The sequence below is a fragment of the Pseudomonas sp. MEJ108 genome (assembly GCF_030208985.1).
Classification (GTDB): Bacteria; Pseudomonadota; Gammaproteobacteria; order Pseudomonadales; family Pseudomonadaceae; genus Aquipseudomonas; species Aquipseudomonas fragariae.
The window spans coordinates 1-16471 of the sequence record NZ_JARVSW010000019.1 but is presented as its reverse complement, the minus strand read 5'-3'; the positions used below and the strand labels follow the sequence as shown (position 1 = coordinate 16471).

The window sequence follows — 16471 nt, the reverse complement described above, 5'->3', positions numbered from 1 at the left end:
GCGGATAAAAATTTCGAGGGGGCTCAAGCACTTGTGTGCCGGGGCTGAACGGCAAATGCGTACCGGTCATCAGCGTTACAAATCCTCGAAACGACCCCATTCGATCCTGTACCCTGCCCGCCTCAACAATAATCAGCCAGCAGGTTGCTCATGCAGACTCGATTGGTCGACTACCACGACCTCACCGCCCCTCAACGCCAGCAGCTCGGATACCTTGAGGTTACGCAGGAACAGATACAGTTTTCCGGCGACATCTACACCGCGCTCAATACGCTTCTGGTCAGACCCAGTCCGAATATTTGCGGCTTCGCGCTGCTCGGTGACGAGAAGCCGGTGGGGTTTTTCCTGCTCAAGCGCGATGATTGTCTGCCGCATTGGGCTCAGGAGGATCTGACGGCAACACTGCATGCGTTGCAGATCGATCACCGTGAACAGGGCAAGGGGCTGGGCAAGGCGTGCCTGCAAGCGCTGCCTGCGGCGTTGCGTCTGAAATGGCCGGACATCACTCAATTGATGCTGTCGGTGGATGCGGACAACTCGGCCGCCATCGGGCTTTATACAGGCCAGGGCTGGATCGATACCGGTGAGGCGTACCGCGGGCGCATCGGCTTCGAGCGCAGACTGACCCTGACGCTTTGAACCGTTTTTGAACAAACGCCTGACACGCCGCCGAAGCGTGTCAGGCACGACCCGCGTTACTGGGCCTGCAGAACCTCATCGGCCTTGCCACCGGCATCCTGAATCACCAGATGGATGAAGTGCAGCTTGGCGATGACTGCTGGAGGCAGCACGAACGGATAGAAATCCGGCTGCCCCATGCTGCGTGACAGCTCGTTGAGCATGCTCGCCAGCTCGATCCAGGCATTGACGAACGACAGGAACGCCGGGCCGCCCGGATGCTGTGGATCGTAGAGCACTTCCAGCGGAAACGGCTGGTAATCGAGCTCCATGTCGCGAGCGCTCATGCCAAACCCCAGCGCGGTGTCGACCGCATCCATCATGTGCAGGTAATGCGCCCAGGTTTCGGCCCAGTCTTCCCACGGATGCATGGTCGCGTAGGCACTGACGAAGCTTTCCTGCCAGTTGTCCGGCGCGCCGTTCTTGTAGTGGTGATCGAGCGCGTCGGCATAGCTGGCGCGCTCGTCGCCGAACAGGTTGCGATAGCTGTCCTGCCAGTGGGTATTGGCGATGAGCCGATCCCAGTAGTAATGACCGACTTCATGACGGAAATGGCCGAGCAAGGTGCGATAGGGTTCGTGCATCTGTACACGCATCGCTTCGCGGTGTGCGTCGTCGGCTTCTTCGATGTTCAGGGTGATCAGGCCGTTGGCATGGCCTGTGGTTGGCAGGTTGCCTTCCAGATCGACACCGACAAAATCGAAGGCCAGGCCGGTTTCTTCGTCGATAGTCTTGGGGATGACCTGCAGCCCCAGGGAAATCAGCTGTGCGACCAGGCGACGTTTGGCGGTCTCGACCTTGCGCCAGCGCTCGCCGTTTTCAACCACGGACAGGTCGGGAATGGTGTGATTGAGGCTGCACGCGACACAGAATTCGCCGGCATTGTGCTCTGGAAAAAGCCAGTTACAGGCTGCCGGAGTGCCGAGGTTGGCGCAACGCCGATACAGCCCGGCACCCGGCTCATCGCTCAAGCGCCAGGTAGTGGGGTCAGGCCCTGCTTCGAGCGTAGCGACGCGTCCCTGCTCAGGCAGGTAGCCCAGCGCTGCCGAACAGGCCAGGCATTGGGTATTGGGGAAAAACACCGACTGGCCACAGGTGCACTGCCAGACCTTGCTGTTACGTTTGGATTCGCCGACAAATGGGGCGGTGATGCGTGAACTCAGTTGCTCGAAAAAGCGATACATGGCGATCTCCCGTTGACCTTGCATGGACTAGATCATGCCGACGCTTAAGGGGTTCAAAAATATTATCGAGCGGCATGGATGATGAGGCTGACGGCGTGTTCATGGACCAAAACGGTGCGTCGCACGGTAGTCGGGATTATCGTTCCTCACGCTCCAGCGTGGGAATGCAGTGCGTGACGCTCCGCGTCACAGATCTACGCCGCACCATCACACTCAAGATCGGACGCAGAGCGTCCAGAACTGCATGCGACGCGGAGCGTCGCACGATCATCAGGGCATACGCAGCGTCGGCCTTCCTCAATCAACCGCCACGCCCAGCTCGGCCAGGCGTTTGAGCAGTGCATCTTCGTCCAGCACGGTAAGGCCCAGTTCGTTGGCCTTGGTCAGTTTCGAGCCGGCACCCGGCCCCGCCACCACGGTGTGGGTCTTGGCCGAGACCGAGCCGGACACCTTGGCACCGAGGCTTTCGAGTTTTTCCTTGGCGACATCGCGGCTCATGCGCTCCAGCGAGCCGGTCAGCACCCAGGTCTGGCCAGCCAGCGGCAAGCCTTCGACGGTTTTTTTCTCGCTGCGCCAGTGCATGCCGAAGTCCTTGAGCTGGGCTTCGATGGCGCGGGCGCGCTCTGCGTTTGCGCTGTCGTCGAAGAAGTCACGAACCGACTTGGCCTGTTTCTCCGGCAGTGCCTGACGCATGTCCAGCCAGTCGGCGCTGATGATGGCCTCCAGCGTACCGAACCGGTCCGCCAGCTTCTGCGCAGCACCCGGTCCTACCGACGGAATGTGCAGTTTGTCGATCAGCCCTTCCAGCGTGGTGCTGGCCGCGAACTCGGCGCCCAGCTCGCCCTGATCCTGCAATTGCAGACCGCATTCACCGAGCAGCGCATCGATGACGCTACGGTTGTGCTCATCCTCGAAGAAGCTGTGAATCTCGTAAGCGACTTCCAGGCCAACATCCGGCAGGTAGGTCAAGACTTCCGGCAAGGCCTGTTTGACACGCTCCAGCGAAGCCAGCGAACGCGCCAGGACCTTGGCCGTCTCTTCACCCACATCGGGAATGCCCAGCGCATAAATGAAGCGCGCCAGGGTCGGCTGTCGGCTGTCGGCGATGGCATTGAGCAGCTTGTTGCTGGAGATTTCAGCAAAGCCTTCGAGGTCGATGATCTGTTCGTATTTCAGCTTGTACAGATCGGCAGGCGAGCCGATGAGTTTCTCATCGACCAGTTGCTCAATGGTTTTGTCACCCAGCCCTTCGATGTCCATGGCGCGACGCGACACGTAATGGATGATCGCCTGCTTGAGTTGCGCACCGCAGGCCAGACGGCCGACACAGCGATACACTGCGCCCTCGGTGACGGTTTCCTTGCCTTTGCTGCGTTTGATCAGCTGCGTGCGCTCGACGTGCGAGCCGCACACCGGGCAGGTCTGCGGAACCTGCACTGCCCTGGCATTCTCGGGGCGGCGCTCGGCAACCACCTGCACCACCTGCGGAATCACGTCACCGGCACGCCGGATGATCACCGTGTCGCCGATCATCAGCCCCAGCCGCGCCACTTCGTCCATGTTGTGCAGCGTGGCATTGGCGACCATGACGCCTGCCACCTTGACCGGCTTGAGGCGTGCGACCGGCGTGACGGCGCCGGTACGGCCCACCTGGAATTCGACATCCAGCAGTTCGGTGAGCTCTTCCATGGCGGGGAATTTATGGGCAATCGCCCAGCGCGGCTCACGGGCGCGGAAGCCCAGTTCGCGCTGGGCTGCCAGGTTGTTGACCTTGAACACTACACCGTCGATCTCGTAAGTCAGCGTCAGGCGCCGCTCACCGATATCGCGGTAATAGGCCAGGCACTCCTCGACGCCATTCGCCAGTTTCAGCTCGCGACTGACCGGCATGCCCCATTTTTTCAGCGCTTCAAGCACGCCGATGTGAGTGTCGGCGATCTCTGCGGACGTCTGACCCAGACCATAGCAGCAGAACTCCAACGGCCGGTTGGCGGTGATCTTGGAATCCAGTTGACGCAGGCTGCCTGCGGCTGCGTTGCGCGGGTTGGCGAAGGTCTTGCCGCCGATTTCCAGCTGGCTGGCGTTGAGGCGCTCGAAACCGGCCTTGGACATGAACACTTCACCGCGCACTTCCAGCACATCCGGCCAGCCCTTGCCCTGCAGCTTGAGCGGGATGTTGCGTACTGTGCGCACGTTAACACTGATGTCTTCGCCGGTGGTTCCGTCGCCACGCGTCGCGCCCCGCACCAGTGCGCCGTCGCGATACAGCAGGCTGACGGCCAGACCGTCCAGCTTGGGCTCGCAGCTGTACTGCACCTTGCCGCCTTCGCCAAACAGGTCGCCGGCCGGCAGATCCAGCCCCTCGGTGACCCGCCGATCGAATTCGAGCATGTCGTTTTCTTCGAACGCGTTGCCCAGGCTGAGCATCGGCATTTCGTGACGCACCTGGGTGAACGCCGACAAGGCCGCGCTTCCGACCCGCTGCGTCGGCGAATCTGGGGTGACCAGATGGGGGTTTTCCGCCTCCAGGGCCTTGAGCTCGTGAAACAGGCGGTCGTACTCGACATCCGGAATGCTCGGTTCATCCAGAACGTGGTAGCGGTAGTTGTGCTGATCCAGCTCTGCACGCAGTTCCAGGATTCGGGTTTCGACGGCCTTCATACGGTGTTCTCTCAAAAAGCAAAAAAGCAGCCGAGGCTGCTCAATCTGTTGGCTCTGTTCTGTTCAGGTCAGGTCCCGACAAGGCGTGCCGCAGCACGCTCATAATCGGGGACCCGCCCAAGGGCTTGCTTAACCGCGACGCTGGGTCAACGCACGACGCTCGAACTCGACGATGCGCTGGCGATAATGCTCGATGGTCTGCGCGGTCATGACGCTGCGCTGATCATCCTTCAGTTCGCCATCCAGCTCGTGAGCCAGCTTGCGAGCCGCGGCAACCATCACGTCGAAGGCCTGCTTGGGATGACGAGGGCCTGGCAAGCCGAGGAAGAAGCTGACCGCACGGGTACTGAAATGGTCGATATCGTCCAGGTCGAACACGCCGGGCTTGACCGCATTGGCCATCGAGAACAGCACTTCGCCATTGCCAGCCATGCTCTCGTGACGGTGGAAAATATCCATCTCGCCAAAACGCAGGCCGCTTTCCAGAATGTTCTGCAACAGTGCCGGGCCCTTGAAACCGCCTTCGCTGCGCGAGATCACGCTGATGACCAGCACTTCCTCCACCGGAGGCAGATCCTTGTCTTCAGTGATGCGCTGGGTCGGCTTGTCATCCGGGAAATCGTCGTCGCGGCCCGTGAACAGGCTCGGGCCGTCGAGATCCAGGTTCAGGTCGCCCTGCTGTGGCTCGTCCTTGCGCTTCTTGTCACTGCGTTTGTCGCTGTTGCTACGCTTGCCTTCACGCGGGCTGGCGCTCATGGACGGCAGATCGTGCTCGTCGAGCTGCGGCTCCTTGTGCGTATCCAGCACACGGGGCGGCCCCAGCACTTCAGCAGACGTGGTTTCTTCTTCATCCGGAAGGTTGGAGAAGCTCCGATCCAGTCTGAATTTCAATTTACCCTTGCTGCCGCGCATACGGCGCCAGCCATCAAAGAGAATACCGGCGATGACTATTATGCCGATGACGATCAGCCACTCGCGCAGACCGATTTCCATGTAATCCAGTGCCTCTAATGAAGAAATCTGAAAATAAGGGCCTAAACCCCTTTAATACGTGGTGCCAAGTCTATGTTCTGACTGGCAATTCGCCCACGCGAAAATAAAAAGTGGTCACTAAACTAGCACGACCAAAGGTAACTTTACACCGTCTGTTACGTCTCTTCGCCGCCCAAATTGCCATCTCATGTACCAGCGTCTCATTTTCAGGCCTCCGGGCGGCCATTTGCCCGCAGAACGAGGCGTCGAATCAGGCATCCACCAGCGCCATCGCCTGCTCCACATCCACCGCTACCAGCCGCGAACAACCGGGCTCGTGCATCGTCACCCCCATCAGTTGATCGGCCATTTCCATGGCGATCTTGTTGTGGGTGATGTAGATGAACTGCACCGTTTGTGACATTTCTTTCACCAATCGTGCATAGCGCCCCACGTTGGCGTCATCCAGCGGCGCATCCACCTCGTCAAGCATGCAAAACGGCGCAGGATTGAGTTTGAAAATGGCAAACACCAGTGCCAGCGCGGTCAGGGCTTTTTCACCACCCGAGAGCAAATGGATGGTGCTGTTCTTCTTGCCAGGGGGACGCGCCATGATTGTCACCCCAGTATCGAGTAAATCTTCGCCTGTCAGTTCCAAATAAGCGGAGCCACCACCGAAAACTTTTGGGAAAAGTGCCTGAATTCCGCTGTTTATCTGATCGAAGGTATCCTTGAAGCGGTTTCGGGTCTCCTTGTCGATCTTGCGGATGACGTTTTCCAGAGTGTCCAGCGCTTCGACCAGATCGGCATCCTGCGCATCCAGATAGCGCTTGCGCTCGGACTGCTGCTGGTACTCGTCGATGGCCGCGAGGTTGATTGCGCCCAGGCGCTGAATACGCCCGGCGATGCTTTCCAGTTGCTGCTCGGCAGCCTGTTCGCTGGCTTCCGGCGTCAGCGTGGCGAGCACGCCATGCAGGTCGTAGCCGTCCTCATGCAACTGGTCCTGCAAGGCTTTGCGACGCACCGTCAGCGACTGCCACTCCAGACGCTGCTGTTCCAGCTGGCCACGCAGCAGTTGCGATTGCTGCTCGGCCTGGGTGCGGCGCTTTTCTGCCTCACGCAATTCGCGATCAGCGTCTTCGAGTGCGTTCTTGGCAATGCGCATTTCGTCATCGACCACCATGCGCCGCTCCAGTAGCTCTTCAAGCTTGAGGCGAAGTTCTTCGAGCGGTGCCTCGCCCTCCTCCAGATTCAGGCTCAGTTGCTCGCGCTTCTCGGTAAGCCTTTCGGACTGCATGCGCAGGCGCTCCAGCGCCTGACGGGTCGAATCGTATTGCGCCTTGATCGAGCCCAGACGCACCGCCAGTTGATGACTGTGATCCTTGTGTTGCCGCGCATCCTGACGTATCCGGTCCAGACGCTCACGCAGCGCATCACGCTGGGCCTGCAGCACTTCGCGCTGCTCGGTATCCTGGGCCATGCTGTCCAGTGCGTCCTGCAATTGCAGGCGCGATTCGCCAAGGTGTTCGTGCTCGACCGCGCGCTGCTCACCCAGCTCGGCCAGTTCTTCATCAAGGCGGGTGCGGCGCAGGGTCAACTGCTCGACTTTTACCCGGACTGCCGACAGTTGTGCTTTCAGTTCGCTTTGCTGGCGGGTTTCGTCCTGTACGCGACGGCGCAGCTGCTCACGCGCGTCTTCCTCCTGCGACTGTTGCTCGCGCAAGACCAGTAATTGCTCTTCCAAAGTGGCCAGCGTCGCTTCGCGCTCATCGCGCTCCAGACTCAGCCGCTGCAATTCCTGACCGCGCGCCAGCACACCGCTCTGCGCTTCACTGGCGCGGCGTACACGCAAAAAGTGCCGGCCCACCCAGTAGCCGTCTCGGCTGATCAAGCTTTGCCCGGCGCTGAGTTGTGCACGTCGCGCCAGCGCCTCATCCAGGTTCTCGACCGGAATCACCTGGCCCAGCCAGGCCGACAGATCAACCGTACTGTCGACCTTTTCCAGCAAACTGCCCGGCGCGCGAATCGTGTCGGCACCCGCGCTGAGCAAACGCAGATCGCCCTGTTCGAAATTGGCCAGATCGAGCCCGTCGAAGTCATCGACCAGCACGGCCTGCAAATCGGCACCCAACACAGTTTCCACGGCCAGTTCCCAGCCGGCTTCGACGCTCAGCCCCTCGGCCAGACGCGGTCGCTCGGCCAGTTGCTGATCACGCAGCCACTCGGCGGTGCCGGTGTCCGGGTCAAGTGCCGCCTGCTGCAGCGCTTCGAGGGACGCCAGCCGGCCATTGAGACGTTGCAGCTCGCCCTGCGCCTGCTGTTGTGCCTGGCTGGCGTGCTGCAACGCCTCTCGCAATTGCTCAAGACGCTCGACCGCCTGCTCTTCGCCCATGTGCAGCTCTTCAAGGGTCATGTCGCGGGTGGCGAGGTCTTCGCTCAATTGCAGAATGGCCGCATCTTCCGGGTCGGCGGCCAGCAGTTGACGTTCTTCGGCCAGACGCCGCTGGCGCTCGGCCAGGCGTTCGATGCTCTGTTCCAGTTGCTGAATGCGTGACTGCTGGACCTGGGCCTGACGCTGCGGCTCGGCGGATTGCTGATTGAAGACGTCCCACTTCTCCTGCCAGCCCTGCATGGCCGCTTCGGCGTCTTCCAGGGCGATGGCCGACTCCTCGGCGGCGGCGCTGGTCATTTCCTGCTCGGGCTCGAGCATCTCCAGCTCTTCGCCTAGGGTGGCAAGCAACGTGGTGTCGTGCCCAAGGTGCGATTCGGTTTCCTGGCGGGCACGTTCGGCTTCACGCAGGTCATCCTGCAATTGGCGCAGCCGCTGCTGACCGTGCTGAATGCTCTGCTCGACACGGGCGATATCGCCGCCGACCGAATAAAAGCGGCCCTGCACCAGGTTGAAGCGTTCGGACAGGTCATGGTGGCCGTCGCGCAGCCTTTCGATACTGGCATCGGCGCTGCGCTGATCGGCCACCAGCGCCTCGAAACCGACCTCCTGATTGCTGATCACCGCCTCGCGCTGACCCACCAGATCATTCAGCGCCTGCCAGCGCAGGGCCGACAATTGCGCTTTCAGCTGGCGTTCTTCGGCCTTGTATTCCTGATATTTCTCGGCCGCCTGAGCCTGCCGGTGCAGACGCTCCAGCTGACGCTCGAGTTCTTCACGCAGGTCGGTCAGGCGCGCCAGATTCTCATGGGTACGACGAATGCGGTTTTCGGTTTCCCGACGCCGCTCCTTGTACTTGGAAATCCCTGCGGCTTCTTCGATGAAGTTGCGCAGGTCTTCGGGCTTGGCTTCGATCAGCTTGGAGATCATGCCCTGTTCGATGATCGAATAACTGCGTGGCCCCAGGCCGGTGCCGAGGAAGATGTCGGTGATGTCGCGACGGCGGCATTTGGTGCCGTTGAGGTAGTAGCTGTTCTGGCTGTCGCGGGTCACTTTGCGGCGAATGGAGATTTCCGCATACGCCGCGTACTCGCCCACCAGCGTGCCGTCGGAGTTATCGAAGACCAGCTCGATGCTGGCCTGGCTCACCGGCTTGCGGCTGGTGGAGCCGTTGAAGATGACGTCGGTCATCGACTCGCCGCGCAGGTTCTTGGCCGAGCTTTCGCCCATGACCCAGCGCACGGCGTCGATAATGTTGGATTTGCCACAGCCATTGGGGCCGACGACAGCCGCCATGTTGCTGGGGAAGTTCACCGTGGTGGGGTCGACGAAAGATTTGAACCCCGCCAGCTTGATGCACTTCAGGCGCACGGCGTCAGCCCGCTGCCAGGGCGGCCAGCACCAGCTGGCAGCTGCGCTGACAGTAGCTGACCAGCACGACACGAATCTTCGGCATATCCCGCGCCACCACTGCGCCAAGCAGATCGCCGAACAACGCCAGGTAGTCACCCATGTCAGCCTTGCGTTGCTCGAGCGCGATGAAATAGCTGCGGCTCATGGAAGGCTGCAGGTTCTCGACGGTTTCTTCGAGGTACGGGTTGCTGGCGAACGGGTAAGCCGCGCGCATGACATTGAAGCTCTCTTCGACGAATGCATTGACGTCCTGCTGCTCGAAACTGGCCTGCAGGCGCTGTTGTATCTGCAGAAACGGCGCAAGATCCTCTTCGGTCTTCCAGCGCTCGACCACCGCATTGGCCAGCAGAATGTACAGCTCGCTCATCAGGCTGCACAGGCTAATGACATTGTGCGCATTGAGCACCGTGACCTGTGCGCCACGACGCGGCAGGATCACTACCAGGTGGCGGCGCTCCAGAATCAGTAATGCTTCGCGCACGGAGCCACGGCTGACGTTCAACGCCTGCGTGACTTTCTGTTCCTGGATACGCTCTCCAGGCTTGAGCTCACCGCGAATGATCCGCTCGGCAAGATGATGAGCAATTTGCTCAGCGAGGCTGTCCGGGGCCTTGAACGTCATGACTATCCTTCAGAAAAAACCAGTTCCGCATGCAAGTCGCGGAGTGTATCTCAACCGGCACGGGTGGCGCAGGGCCATAAACGCGGAAACTGGCACGAAATACGCAAAACCTTGAATCACAGCCGACAGGCGATTCAAGAACCAGAGGCTCTTTGATCGGCAGATTGCCGAAAAACTCAATTTCCTGACTCGGAAGTCAGAAACAAATTGACCCAATAAACAGAGCTGATAGATTCATCGACATGTCTGATGACAATAAACGTGAGGGCTTTGCGCCGTGATTCAGTTCCTTTTGAACCAAGAGCTAAAAACCGAGCGCAGCCTGAATCCGAACATGACCGTGCTGACCTACCTGCGTGAGCAGGCACACAAGCCCGGTACCAAGGAAGGTTGCGCCAGTGGTGACTGCGGTGCCTGCACCGTCGTGGTGGGCGAGTTGCACAGTGACACCGACGGCGAGCAAACGCTGCGTTATCGCAGCCTCAATTCGTGCCTGACGTTCATGGCGTCGCTGCACGGCAAGCAATTGATCAGCGTCGAAGACCTCAAGCATCAGGGGCAGTTGCACTGCGTGCAGAAGGCGATGGTCGAGTGTCATGGCTCGCAATGCGGCTTTTGTACCCCCGGCTTTGTGATGTCGCTGTTTGCCCTGCAAAAGAACAGCAGCGAAGCCGATGCCCATCAGGCCCACGAAGCCCTGGCCGGCAACTTGTGTCGTTGTACCGGTTATCGCCCTATTCTGGCCGCCGCCGAGCAGTCTTGCGCGCAGCGCCTGCCGGACCAGTTCGATCAGCGCCAGACGCAAACCGTCGAACGCCTGCGCGCCATCGCCCCGGCCGGCACCGATGAACTGAATGACGGCGAAAAACGCTGCTTCATTCCGCTGACCGTGGCGGATCTGGCAGACCTCTACGACAGCCATCCACAGGCGCGCCTGCTGGCCGGCGGTACCGATCTGGCCCTGGAGGTCACGCAGTTTCACAAACAGTTGCCGGTGATGATTTACGTCGGACACATCGATGAAATGAAGGGCGTGAAGCGTTTCGATGACCGCCTGGAGATCGGTGCGGCAACCCCGCTGACCGATTGCTATGCAGCACTCAAGGCCGAATACCCGGACTTTGGCGAGTTACTGCAGCGCTTCGCCTCGTTGCAGATCCGCAATCAGGGCACGCTGGGCGGCAACATCGGCAACGCCTCCCCCATCGGCGACTCCCCGCCGCTGCTGATCGCCCTCGGTGCGCAGATCGTGCTGCGCAAAGGCAACAGTCAACGCACCCTGGCGCTGGAAGACTATTTCATCGACTACAAGGTCACGGCCCGCCAGGAAAGCGAGTTCATCGAAAAGATCATCGTGCCCACTGCCTCTTCGCGACAGATTTTCCGCGCCTATAAAGTCTCCAAACGGCTGGATGACGACATCTCGGCGGTCTGCGCGGCTTTTCGTCTGACCCTGGAAGGCGGCGTCATCCACGAGGCTCGCGTAGCGTTCGGTGGTATGGCAGCGATTCCCAAGCGTGCAGCGGCCTGCGAACAGGCGCTGATCGGGCAACCATGGAACCATGCAACCGTCGAGCGCGCCTGCGCGGCACTGAGCGAGGATTTCACCCCGCTGTCGGATTTCCGGGCGAGCAAGGAATACCGCCTGTTGAGCGCGCAAAACCTGCTGCGCAAGTACTTCATCGAGTTACAGACGCCAGCCGTTCCAACGCGGGTGACTGACTATGTCTGAGCATTCCTCAAACAGCACCCAGGCGGAGATGCTGGCGGTATTTCAGCAGGGTCTGAACACCGGCGTGGGCCGCAGCGTCAAGCACGACAGTGCCGACAAACACGTGTCCGGCGAAGCGGTGTACATCGATGATCGCCTGGAATTTCCCAACCAGCTGCACGTGTACGCACGCCTTTCCGACCGCGCCCATGCGCGCATCATCAGCATCGATACCTCGCCCTGCTACGCCTTCGAAGGTGTACGCATCGCGATTACCCATCAGGATATTCCGGGGCTCAAGGACATCGGGCCGTTGCTGCCCGGCGACCCGCTGCTGGCCATCGACAAGGTGGAGTTCGTCGGGCAACCGGTGCTCGCGGTGGCGGCTCGCGACCTGGACATTGCACGCCAGGCGGCCATGGCGGCGATCATCGAATACGAAGACCTGCAACCGGTGCTGGATGTGGTCCAGGCCCTGCACCAGAAACACTTCGTGCTCGACAGCCATACCCACAAGCGTGGCGACTCTGCCGCTGCGCTGGCGCGCGCAACCCACCGCCTGCAGGGCAACCTGCACATTGGCGGCCAGGAACATTTTTACCTGGAAACCCAGATCTCCTCGGTGATGCCGACCGAAGACGGCGGCATGATCGTCTATTGCTCGACCCAGAACCCCACGGAAATCCAGAAGCTGGTGGCCGAGGTACTGGGCGTGCCGATGAACCGCATCGTGGTCGACATGCGCCGCATGGGCGGTGGTTTTGGCGGCAAGGAAACCCAGGCGGCCAGCCCGGCCTGCCTGTGCGCCGTGATTGCCCGTTTGACCGGCCAGCCCACCAAGATGCGCCTGCAACGCTTCGAAGACATGCAGATGACCGGCAAGCGCCACCCGTTCTACATCGAGTACGACGTGGGTTTCGATGATGACGGTCGTCTGCAGGGTATACAGCTGGATCTGGCCGGCAACTGCGGCTATTCGCCGGACCTGTCGGCGTCCATCGTCGACCGCGCCATGTTCCATGCCGATAACGCGTATTACCTGGGCGAAGCCACCGTCAACGGCCACCGCTGCAAGACGCACACCGCGTCCAACACCGCCTACCGGGGCTTCGGCGGCCCGCAGGGCATGGTCGCCATCGAAGAGGTCATGGACTGCATTGCACGTTTCCTGGGCAAGGACCCGCTGCACGTGCGCAAGGCCAACTATTACGGCAAGACCGAGCGTAACGTCACCCACTATTACCAGACGGTCGAACACAACCTGCTGGAAGAGATGACCGCCGACCTCGAGCAAAGCAGCCAGTACGCCGAGCGCCGCGAAGCGATTCGTGCGTTCAATGCCGGCAGTCCGGTTCTGAAAAAAGGCCTGGCGCTGACGCCGGTCAAGTTCGGCATCTCGTTCACCGCCAGCTTTCTCAATCAGGCCGGTGCGCTGATTCATATCTACACCGACGGCAGCATCCACCTGAACCATGGCGGCACTGAAATGGGCCAGGGCTTGAACACCAAGGTCGCGCAGGTGGTCGCCGAGGTGTTTCAGGTGGACATCGAGCGCATCCAGATCACCGCGACCAACACCGACAAGGTGCCGAACACCTCGCCGACTGCGGCTTCGAGCGGCACGGACCTGAACGGCAAAGCCGCACAGAATGCCGCTGAAATCCTCAAGCAACGGCTGGTGGAGTTTGCTGCCAGGCACCATCAGGTGAGCGAAGCGGAGGTCGAATTCCGCAACGGCCATGTGCGGATCGGCGAGCTGTTCCTGCCGTTCGCCGAACTGGCGCAATTGGCATGGATGGGCCAGGTGTCGCTGTCGAGCACCGGCTATTACAAGACGCCGAAGATTTTTTACGACCGCAGCCAGGCGCGTGGTCGGCCGTTCTATTACTACGCCTTTGGCGCAGCCTGCGTGGAGGTCATCGTCGATACGCTGACCGGCGAATACAAGATGTTGCGCACCGACATCCTGCACGACGTCGGCGCGTCGCTGAACCCGGCCATCGATATCGGTCAGGTCGAAGGCGGCTATATTCAGGGCGCCGGCTGGCTGACCACCGAGGAACTGGTGTGGAACGACAAGGGCAAGCTGATGACCAGCGGCCCGGCGTCCTACAAGATCCCGGCAGTGGCAGACATGCCGCTCGATCTGCGCATCAAGCTGGTAGAGAACCGCAAGAATCCGGAAGACACGGTGTTCCATTCCAAGGCCGTCGGCGAGCCGCCGTTCATGCTCGGCATCGCCGCCTGGTGCGCGATCAAGGACGCCGTGGCGAGTCTGGGCGACTACCGTCATCAACCGAACATCGACGCCCCGGCGACACCGGAAAAAGTGTTGTGGGGCTGTGAACAGATGCGCCAGAACAGCGCTGCGCGTCGCGCATCCAGCGAAGGCGCCGAGCCGATTGTTTCTGCCTCTTCACGGGCAAGTGAAGCTTCGCCAGGCTCGCCTTCACCTATTCAGGATGCCCCCGTGGGAGCGAGCTTGCTCGCGAAGGCGCCTGGCCTGGATCACTCTGTCCTGGAGCAGAAATGAACAACTGGATCAGCGCCCTGGCCGAGCTGCAGGCCCGTGGAGAACCCGGCATTCTGGTGACGATCATCGAGGAGCTGGGCTCCACGCCACGTAATGCCGGATCGAAAATGGTGGTCTGCGCCGAGCACATCCACGACACCATCGGTGGCGGCCACCTGGAATACAAGGCCATGGAAATCGCCCGCGAGATGCTTGCCAGCGGCACCCGGCAGACGCGCCTGGAACGTTTCAACCTGGGTGCAAGCCTGGGCCAGTGCTGCGGCGGCGTGAACGTGCTGTTGTTCGAACCGATGGGCGAGCCCGTCGCGCAGATCGCCGTATTCGGTGCCGGTCATGTCGGCCGCGCGCTGGTGCCGTTGCTGGCCAGCCTGCCCTGCCGGGTACGCTGGATCGACAGCCGTGAGCAGGAATTCCCCGAACAGATGCCCGAGGGCGTGACGAAGATCATCAATGACGAGCCGGTCGACGAGGTCGCGCAACTGCCGGTCGGCACCTATTGCATCGTGATGACCCACAACCATCAGCTGGATCTGGAACTGACAGCCGCCATCCTCACGCGTGGCGACTTTGGTTACTTCGGGCTTATCGGCTCGAAAACCAAACGGGTCAAGTTCGAACATCGCTTGCGGGAACGCGGTTTCGACGCCAGTCTGCTGCAACGCATGCGTTGCCCGATGGGCCTGGCCGAGGTCAAAGGCAAGCTGCCCATCGAGATCGCGGTGTCGATCGCCGCGGAAATAATCGCCACTTACAATGTCAGCTTTGGCCAACACACCGCCAACGCCGAACCTATCGCCAGACTGCTGCCTGCATCGCGCCGCAGTCAGTCGCAATGAGTTACAACGAGAGTGCCATGAGTTCAGTTTCCCGCCGTAAAGCCTACCGCGCCGCCATCGTTCACAGCCTCGCCGACCCGGCCGAAGTGGCGCTGGAAGCATCCTATGAATACTTTGCCGACGGTCTGTTGCTGGTCGAGGACGGCACGATCGTTTCGGTGGGTCACGCTGCCGATCTGCTGGAGCGGCTCGACGACGATGTCGAGCTGATCGAGTACACGGACGCACTGATCACACCGGGGTTCATCGACACCCATATCCACTTGCCGCAAACCGGCATGATCGGCTCCTACGGCGAGCAATTGCTGGACTGGCTCAACACCTACACCTTCCCCTGCGAAAGCCAGTTCGCCGACCCCGCGCATTCGGCGCAGGTGGCCGACATCTTCATCAAGGAGCTGCTGCGCAACGGCACCACCACGGCGCTGGTGTTCGGCAGCGTGCACAAGGAATCGGTCGAGGCGTTTTTCAGCGCGGCCCAGGCACTTGATCTGCGCATGATCGCCGGCAAGGTGATGATGGACCGCAATGCGCCGGATTATCTGGTCGATACGCCAGAATCCGGGTATGCCGACAGCAAGGCACTGATCGAGCGCTGGCATGGCAAAGGTCGTTTGAGTTACGCAGTGACGCCGCGATTCGCGCCGACCAGCAGCCCGGAGCAATTGAGCCTGGCCGGCCAGTTGCTCACCGAGTATCCCGGCCTGTACCTGCAGACCCACATCAGCGAGAACCTTCAGGAGATCGAGTGGGTCAAGGCGCTGTTCCCGGAGCGCAAGCATTACCTGGACGTCTACGATCACTTCAACCTGCTAGGCGAGCGCTCGGTGTTCGCCCATGGCGTTCACCTGTGCGACGAACAATGCGCCCGACTGGCGCAGGCCGGTTCGGCGATTGCCTTCTGCCCGACCTCCAACCTGTTTTTGGGCAGCGGCCTGTTCAACCTGCCGATGGCCGAGAAGCACAAGGTGAATGTCGGTCTGGGCACCGACGTGGGCGGCGGCACCAGCTTTTCGATTCTGCAGACCCTGAACGAGGCCTACAAGGTCATGCAGATGCAGGGCGCACGGCTCAATCCGTTCAAATCACTGTACCTGGCGACACTGGGCGGCGCGCGGGCGCTGCGCCTGGAAGACAAGGTCGGCAGCCTGAAGCCCGGCAACGAGGCCGACTTCCTGGTGCTCGACTACAACGCCACCCCACTGCTGTCGTATCGCTTGAAGCAGGCGAAGACTATCGAAGAGATTCTGTTCGTGCTGATGACCATCGGTGACGACCGGACGGTGAAGCAGACCTGGTCGGGTGGGCGATTGGTGCATGACAGAGGCTAGCACCTCAGCGTGCCAAGAGGACGCAGAGCGTCCGGAACGGCATGACGACGCGGAGCGTCGCACGAGAGTTGAATTACCGACGCAGAGCTTCAGCACGAAGTTAAGATTATCGTTCCTCACGCTCCAGCGTGGGAATGCAGT

The 16471-nt window shown here is 60.8% G+C and carries 10 protein-coding genes; 5 read left to right on the top strand and 5 right to left on the bottom strand.

The genetic code is table 11. The features are described from left to right. Positions 1-150: 150 nt before the first annotated feature. Positions 151-639, top strand: coding sequence for a GNAT family N-acetyltransferase (locus QRN50_RS09980; protein ID WP_057457045.1), 489 nt, complete (start codon positions 151-153; stop codon positions 637-639). 56 nt (positions 640-695) lie between these two features. On the opposite strand, the gene QRN50_RS09975 is transcribed toward QRN50_RS09980, so the two are convergent. The 5 genes from QRN50_RS09975 to QRN50_RS09955 all read right to left on the bottom strand — a co-directional run bounded on the left by QRN50_RS09975 (position 696) and on the right by QRN50_RS09955 (position 9919). After that, the gene (locus QRN50_RS09975) at positions 696-1862 is read right to left on the bottom strand and encodes a zinc-binding metallopeptidase family protein (RefSeq protein ID WP_060400682.1); all 1167 of its coding nucleotides are present in this window, start codon (positions 1860-1862) and stop codon (positions 696-698) included. A gap of 297 nt (positions 1863-2159) precedes the next feature. Then, the gene (gene ligA / locus QRN50_RS09970) at positions 2160-4523 is read right to left on the bottom strand and encodes an NAD-dependent DNA ligase LigA (RefSeq protein ID WP_058399258.1); all 2364 of its coding nucleotides are present in this window, start codon (positions 4521-4523) and stop codon (positions 2160-2162) included. A gap of 129 nt (positions 4524-4652) precedes the next feature. Continuing rightward, positions 4653-5516, bottom strand: a complete 864-nt coding sequence (zipA, locus tag QRN50_RS09965; protein WP_003405868.1) for a cell division protein ZipA — start codon at positions 5514-5516, stop codon at positions 4653-4655. Between the two features lie 250 nt (positions 5517-5766). Beyond that, positions 5767-9255 (bottom strand): chromosome segregation protein SMC, encoded by a 3489-nt coding sequence (smc, locus tag QRN50_RS09960; protein ID WP_058399257.1) that lies wholly within the window; start codon positions 9253-9255, stop codon positions 5767-5769. A 4-nt stretch (positions 9256-9259) separates the two neighbouring features. After that, complete coding sequence (locus QRN50_RS09955; protein ID WP_011267259.1) at positions 9260-9919, bottom strand: GntR family transcriptional regulator; 660 nt, start codon at positions 9917-9919, stop codon at positions 9260-9262. Positions 9920-10196: 277 nt separating this feature from the next. Here QRN50_RS09955 and xdhA point away from each other — a divergent pair, with 277 nt between their 5' ends. From xdhA to guaD, 4 genes are read left to right on the top strand one after another with little or no spacing between them, the layout of a single operon-like run. Beyond that, positions 10197-11651, top strand: a complete 1455-nt coding sequence (xdhA, locus tag QRN50_RS09950; protein WP_096127152.1) for a xanthine dehydrogenase small subunit — start codon at positions 10197-10199, stop codon at positions 11649-11651. Beyond that, complete coding sequence (gene xdhB, locus QRN50_RS09945) at positions 11644-14163, top strand: xanthine dehydrogenase molybdopterin binding subunit (protein WP_096127153.1); 2520 nt, start codon at positions 11644-11646, stop codon at positions 14161-14163. The genes xdhA and xdhB overlap by 8 nt, the downstream gene beginning before the upstream one ends. Then, entirely contained in the window at positions 14160-14999 is an 840-nt protein-coding gene (xdhC, locus tag QRN50_RS09940; RefSeq protein ID WP_024640636.1) for a xanthine dehydrogenase accessory protein XdhC, read from the top strand. Before xdhB ends, xdhC begins: the two co-directional genes overlap by 4 nt. Before the next feature lie 17 nt (positions 15000-15016). Beyond that, positions 15017-16330 carry a guanine deaminase gene (gene guaD / locus QRN50_RS09935; RefSeq protein WP_054092510.1) on the top strand — a complete coding sequence of 438 codons (1314 nt, stop codon included), beginning with the start codon at positions 15017-15019 and terminating at the stop codon, positions 16328-16330. Positions 16331-16471 lie beyond the last annotated feature (141 nt).

What these genes read in the sequence shown, in the direction of transcription:
- QRN50_RS09980 (WP_057457045.1), top strand. Translation starts at nt 151, where the DNA reads ATGCAGACTCGATTGGTCGACTACCACGACCTCACCGCCCCTCAACGC.
- QRN50_RS09975 (WP_060400682.1), bottom strand. Translation starts at nt 1,862, where the DNA reads ATGTATCGCTTTTTCGAGCAACTGAGTTCACGCATCACCGCCCCATTT.
- ligA (WP_058399258.1), bottom strand. Translation starts at nt 4,523, where the DNA reads ATGAAGGCCGTCGAAACCCGAATCCTGGAACTGCGTGCAGAGCTGGAT.
- zipA (WP_003405868.1), bottom strand. Translation starts at nt 5,516, where the DNA reads ATGGAAATCGGTCTGCGCGAGTGGCTGATCGTCATCGGCATAATAGTC.
- QRN50_RS09955 (WP_011267259.1), bottom strand. Translation starts at nt 9,919, where the DNA reads ATGACGTTCAAGGCCCCGGACAGCCTCGCTGAGCAAATTGCTCATCAT.
- xdhB (WP_096127153.1), top strand. Translation starts at nt 11,644, where the DNA reads ATGTCTGAGCATTCCTCAAACAGCACCCAGGCGGAGATGCTGGCGGTA.
- xdhC (WP_024640636.1), top strand. Translation starts at nt 14,160, where the DNA reads ATGAACAACTGGATCAGCGCCCTGGCCGAGCTGCAGGCCCGTGGAGAA.
- guaD (WP_054092510.1), top strand. Translation starts at nt 15,017, where the DNA reads ATGAGTTCAGTTTCCCGCCGTAAAGCCTACCGCGCCGCCATCGTTCAC.